This is a genomic window from Aeromicrobium sp. PFPM2_SD2, assembly GCF_057364525.1.
This window is the reverse complement of sequence record NZ_JBNFNZ010000149.1, coordinates 1-5,406: the sequence shown is the minus strand read 5'-3', so window position 1 is coordinate 5,406 and position 5,406 is coordinate 1. Positions and strand designations below refer to the sequence as shown.

Genomic DNA, 5,406 nt, shown 5'->3' with positions numbered 1-5,406 from the left:
CCGTCGCCTGGGCCGTGCTCACGCCGGCTCCCCGCGGAGGCCGCCGCGCGTCCGGCGCCGCTCGCCCCCGGCCGCGGTCGTCGCCGCCGCGGCCGGTGCGGGGTTGCGGGTCGCTTGCGGGATCGGCGGACTTCGGTTGCGCTCGGCACCGAGTCCGTGACGCCGTGGTGTGACCTGGCTTACGTTGCCCGCACAGTCCACAGATCCAGGGGGGATCCTCATGCGACGAACCATCGCCGCTGCCACCACCGTGGCAGTCATGGCCGCCCTCGCGGCCGCCTCGCCGGCCCTCGCGCACGGCGGCAGGGGACATCGCGACCGCGACCCAGGCACCCAGCTGGCCCGCGCCGTGACCGTCGACGGCGTGCTCAAGCACGCGCGGGCGTTCCAGCGCATCGCCGACCGGAACGAGGGCAACCGGGCGTCGGGCCTGCCCGGCTACGACGCCTCCGCCGACTACGTGGCCAACCGGCTGGAACGGGCCGGCTACGAGGTGACGCGCCAGACGTTCACCTTCCCGTTCTGGCGCAACGTCACCGCGCCGACGCTCACCCAGACCGCGCCCGGCTCGACCGAGTACGAGACCGGCTCGTTCACCTACTCCGGCAGCGGCGACGTCAGCGGCGCCGTGGTGCCGGTCGACCTGACGCTGCCGCCGTCGCCCGAGCCGAGCAGCACGTCCGGCTGCGAGGCCGCCGACTTCACGCCGGCGCCGGCCGCGCCGACGGTCGCGCTCGTCCAGCGCGGCTCGTGCGACTTCGCGGTGAAGGTGGCCAACGCGGTGGCCGCCGGCTACGACGCGGTGATCATCTTCAACGAGGGCCAGCCCGGCCGCACCGACCTGGTGACCGGCACGCTCGGCGCGCCGGTGGACGTCCCGGTCGTCGGCCTGTCGTTCGCCGACGGCTCGGCGCTCGCGCAGACCGCCGGGGCCCAGGTGCGGGTCACCACCCAGACCGAGACCGACCTGGCCCGCGAGACCGAGAACGTCATCGCCGACCTGCCCTCGCGCCACCACCGCGGCAAGGGGCACGGCAAGGGTCACGGCCGGGGCCACGACCGCGGCAAGCACTTCGCCGAGGACGAGGTCGTCGTCGTGGGCGCCCACCTGGACAGCGTCACCGAGGGACCGGGCATCAACGACAACGGCTCGGGCTCGGGCACGGTGCTCGAGATCGCCGAGGAGCTCGCCGAGCGCGGCTTCGGCGACCTGCGCCGTCCGGTCCGCTTCGCCTTCTGGGGCGCCGAGGAGGCCGGCCTGCTCGGCTCCGAGCACTACGTCGCCTCGCTGAGCCCGGACGAGCTCGCGTCCATCCACGCCAACCTCAACTTCGACATGCTGGGCTCGCCCAACTACGTCCGGTTCGTCTACGACGGTGACGGGTCCGAGGGTGGCGACGCGGGTCCGGAGGGGTCGGCGCAGATCGAGGAGGTCTTCACCGACTACTTCGAGAGCCGCGGCCTGGCGTCGGAGCCGACCGACTTCGACGGACGCTCCGACTACGGGCCGTTCATCGCCGCCGGCATCCCGGCGGGTGGCCTGTTCAGCGGTGCCGAGGGCGTGAAGACGCCCGAGCAGGCAGCGGTCTACGGCGGCACGGCCGGCGAGCCGTACGACGCGTGCTACCACCAGGCGTGCGACGACCTGTCCAACCTGAGCAACCGGGCGCTGTCCGAGCTCGGGGACGCCGCGGCCTACGCGACGGCGACGCTGCTGACCTCGCGCGACGGGTTCAGCCGTGACGACCGTCCCGGCAAGGGCCACCACGGAAAGGGTCACCACGGCAGGAAGCACTACGAGGGCAAGACCTGGCGCTCGCCCGAGCACGGTCCGCGCCACTGAGCGCGGGAGCGTCCGGTCCCGGCTCGTCCCGGGGCCGGACGCTCGTGCGTGCGGGTGCGCCCGCCGGGCCGGGCGGGCGATGATGGCGGCATGCGCCTCACCCGTCACGGGCACGCCTGCCTGCTGGTCGAGACCGGCGGAGCCCGCGTGCTGATCGACCCGGGCGTGTTCAGCCCGGACGCCGCCTTCGAGCTCTCCGGCCTGGACGCCGTCGTGGTCACCCACCAGCACCCCGACCACGTCGACCACGACCGGCTGCCCGGCCTGCACGCCCGCAACCCCGACGCCGTCCTGCTGGCCGAGCCGCAGGTCCGCGAGCAGCTGGGCGAGCCCTGGCGGGCGACGTCCGACGGGACCGCGGTCACGGTCGGCGACGCCACGCTGACCGGCGTCGGCGAGCTGCACGCGGTCATCACCCCCGAGCTGCCGCGGGTCGGCAACGTCGGCGTCCTGGTGTCCGCGCCCGGCGAGCCCACGCTGCTCCACCCCGGCGACAGCTACCTCGTCGCTCCCGAGGGCGTGGACGTGCTCGCCTTGCCGCTGAGCGCTCCGTGGGCGAAGGTGTCGGAGACGATCGACTTCCTGCAGCGGGTCTCCCCCGGGACCTACCTGCCCGTGCACGACGCGACCATCGCGCCCGCCGCGTACGACATCTACTGGAAGCACACCGAGAGCTTCGGCGGCGTGGCCGACGCCCGTCGGCTCGGTCCGCAGGACACGACCGAGGTGTGACACACCCGGCAGCGTCCGGATGTGGACATATCTCATGACTGAGATAACGTGGGTGACATGGAGACCACCGGGGACAACGACTATCTCATGAGGATCGGCTCGCTCATCCGCGACGCCCGTCAGCACAGTGGCATGACCCAGGCCCAGCTCGCCGCCGAGCTCCGCACCAGCCAGAGCGCGATCAACCGCATCGAGAAGGGCCAGCAGAACCTGACCCTCGACATGCTCGCGCGCATCGGCGCCGCTCTCGACTCCGAGCTGGTCAGCGTCGGCACGTCCGGCCCGAGCCACCTGCGCGTCGCGGGCGGCACCACGCTCTCGGGCGCCATCGACGTGAAGTCCAGCAAGAACGCCGGTGTCGCCCTGCTGTGCGCCGCGCTGCTGAACGAGGGCCGCACCGTGCTGCGCAAGGTCGCGCGCATCGAGGAGGTCAACCGCCTGCTCGAGGTGCTGGAGTCGATCGGCGTCAAGACGCGCTGGATGAACGACCAGAACGACCTCGAGCTCATCGCGCCCGCGCAGCTCGACCTCGCCGCCATGGACGAGCACGCCGCGCGCCGCACGCGCAGCATCATCATGTTCCTGGGCCCGCTCATGCAGCGCTACGACGAGTTCGAGCTCCCGTACGCGGGCGGCTGCGACCTCGGCACGCGCACGGTCGAGCCGCACATGACGGCGCTGCGTCCGTTCGGCCTCAAGGTCGTTGCCACCGAGGGCAGCTACCACGCCTCCACCGCCGCCGCGTCGGCCCGGAGCGTCCGATCGTGCTGACCGAGCGCGGCGACACGGTCACCGAGAACGCGCTGCTGGCCGCCGCCCGCTACGACGGCGTCACCGTCATCCGCAACGCCAGCCCGAACTACATGGTCCAGGACCTGTGCTTCTTCCTGACCAAGCTCGGCGTGCAGATCGAGGGCATCGGCACCACGACGCTGCGCGTCACCGGCAAGCCGCGCATCAACGTCGACGTCGACTACGCGCCGAGCGAGGACCCGATCGAGGCCATGAGCCTCCTCGCGGCCGCGATCGTCACCAAGTCCAGCATCACGGTGCGCCGCGTCCCGATCGAGTTCATGGAGATCGAGCTCGCCCTGCTCGAGGAGATGGGCTTCCAGTACGACCGCTCGGCCGAGTACGCCGCCGAGAACGAGCGCACGCGCCTGGTCGACATCACGACCTACCCGTCGACGCTCAAGGCCCCGATCGACAAGATCCACCCGATGCCGTTCCCGGGCCTCAACATCGACAACCTGCCGTTCTTCGCGGTCATCGCCGCGACGGCCGAGGGCCAGACGCTGCTGCACGACTGGGTCTACGAGAACCGGGCCATCTACCTGACCGAGCTCAACAAGCTCGGTGCCCAGGTGAAGCTGCTCGACCCGCACCGCGTGCTCATCGAGGGCCCGACCCACTGGAGCGGCGCCGAGCTGGTCTGCCCGCCCGCCCTGCGTCCGGCCGTCGTCATCCTCATCGCGATGCTCGCGGCCAAGGGCACGTCCGTGCTGCGCAGCGTGTACGTGATCAACCGCGGCTACGAGGACCTCGCCGAGCGCCTGAACGCCCTGGGCGCCAGCATCGAGACCTTCCGCGACATCTGAGAGGCTAGCCGAGGGTGGCGAGCAGCAGCTCGTCGCCGTCGGCGCGGAGCCGAAGCCCCGCCCCGGTGACGTCCGACGACGTCCCGGGGCGGCGCTGCACCCGCAGCACGTGGTCGCCCAGGCGCACCGTCGTGGCGTCGTCGGAGTCCTGCGGCTCGGGCCGCTCGACGTCCGGCACCACGAGTCCCGGCGCGCGTCGCCGCGCACCGACGCCGACCCGGCCAGCGGCCGATTACCCTCCGGCGTCACCAGCTCCTGGTCGGCCTCGCGGCCCGCGGCGACGATCGTGGCGGCGACCGCCCGCAGGTACACCGGGTCGGCGCACGCGTCGTGCACCCAGCGCTCGCCCAGCACGGAGTGCTGCATCGTGCCGATCAGCCACGGCTCGGCCCCGGGCAGCGGGGCGGCGCGGTAGGTCAGCGGCACCTGGACCGGCGGCCCGTCGCCGCCACGCACCAGGAAAATCTCCATCCCGACCTCGCCGTCGGGGTCGTCGAGCCGGAAGGTCGCCACCGTGGTCAGCGCGGTCGCGTGGCCGCGCCACCACGTCCGGGTCGGCAGCCAGCCGGCCAGGAGCTCGAGCTTGCCCGGGACCAGCGTCGCGTCGTGGATGATCGCCATGCCCGGCAGCGTAGGCGTGGCGCGGGGCACCGCGCCCCGGCCCGGGCGCTAGCGTGACCTGCGTGACACTCCCCCGCGTCCACCCCTACCTCGACGTCGACGGGCCGATCGCGTTCGCCCACCGGGGCGGGGCGGGCCTGCCTGGCAACGAGGGGCTGGAGAACACGCTCGTGGCGTTCCGCCGCGCGGTCGACCTCGGCTACGACCACCTCGAGACCGACGTCCGGGCCACGCGCGACGGGGTCGTCTACCTGTGCCACGACGCCGACCTGCTGCGCCTGGCCGGCGCCGAGCGCCCGATCGCGGCGATGCTCGAGGCCGAGGTGCGCCGCCTGCGGGTCGGTGACCGCGAGCCGTTCGTCCGTCTCGCCGACGTGCTCGAGGAGCTGCCCGACGTCCGGCTCAACATCGACCTGAAGTCCGACGACGTCGTGGACCCCGCCTTGGACCTGCTCCGCCGCGCGGACGCGCTCGACCGCGTGTGCCTCGGCTCGTTCTCGACCCGGCGGATCCAGCGGGCCCGGGCGGCCGCCCGCAGGCCCTGACGTCCTTCGCCGGCACCGAGGTCGCGGCCTTTCGGCTCTCCCCCGTGCGCCGGTGGCGCGAGGCCGG

Annotated in this window: 4 protein-coding genes and 2 pseudogenes; 4 read left to right on the top strand and 2 right to left on the bottom strand. The window is 73.0% G+C overall.

The window, feature by feature from the left end:
* Positions 1-259: 259 nt before the first annotated feature.
* The 3 genes and pseudogenes from AC2W7G_RS08635 (at position 260) to AC2W7G_RS08625 (ending at position 4,173) form a co-directional block, all read left to right on the top strand.
* Positions 260-1,843, top strand: a complete 1,584-nt coding sequence (locus AC2W7G_RS08635; RefSeq protein ID WP_485868070.1) for a M28 family peptidase — start codon at positions 260-262, stop codon at positions 1,841-1,843.
* 90 nt (positions 1,844-1,933) lie between these two features.
* Positions 1,934-2,575, top strand: coding sequence for an MBL fold metallo-hydrolase (locus tag AC2W7G_RS08630; protein ID WP_485868069.1), 642 nt, complete (start codon positions 1,934-1,936; stop codon positions 2,573-2,575).
* 57 nt (positions 2,576-2,632) lie between these two features.
* A pseudogene (locus AC2W7G_RS08625) lies at positions 2,633-4,173 on the top strand (UDP-N-acetylglucosamine 1-carboxyvinyltransferase).
* 4 nt (positions 4,174-4,177) lie between these two features.
* Here the strand turns inward: AC2W7G_RS08625 and AC2W7G_RS08620 are convergent.
* Together AC2W7G_RS08620 and AC2W7G_RS08615 are read right to left on the bottom strand one after the other, a co-directional pair.
* A complete protein-coding gene (locus AC2W7G_RS08620; RefSeq protein ID WP_485868068.1) occupies positions 4,178-4,354 on the bottom strand; it encodes a hypothetical protein in 177 nt (58 codons plus the stop codon).
* 83 nt (positions 4,355-4,437) lie between these two features.
* Positions 4,438-4,794, bottom strand: a pseudogene (locus tag AC2W7G_RS08615) (CG0192-related protein); the annotation flags it as partial.
* 62 nt (positions 4,795-4,856) lie between these two features.
* On the opposite strand from AC2W7G_RS08615, the gene AC2W7G_RS08610 reads away from it, so the two are divergent.
* A complete protein-coding gene (locus AC2W7G_RS08610; protein ID WP_485868067.1) occupies positions 4,857-5,339 on the top strand; it encodes a glycerophosphodiester phosphodiesterase family protein in 483 nt (160 codons plus the stop codon).
* Positions 5,340-5,406 lie beyond the last annotated feature (67 nt).

Bases quoted from the DNA above. Each gene is read 5' to 3' on its own strand.
- AC2W7G_RS08635 (WP_485868070.1), top strand. From the start codon at position 260: ATGGCCGCCCTCGCGGCCGCCTCGCCGGCCCTCGCGCACGGCGGCAGG.
- AC2W7G_RS08630 (WP_485868069.1), top strand. From the start codon at position 1,934: ATGCGCCTCACCCGTCACGGGCACGCCTGCCTGCTGGTCGAGACCGGC.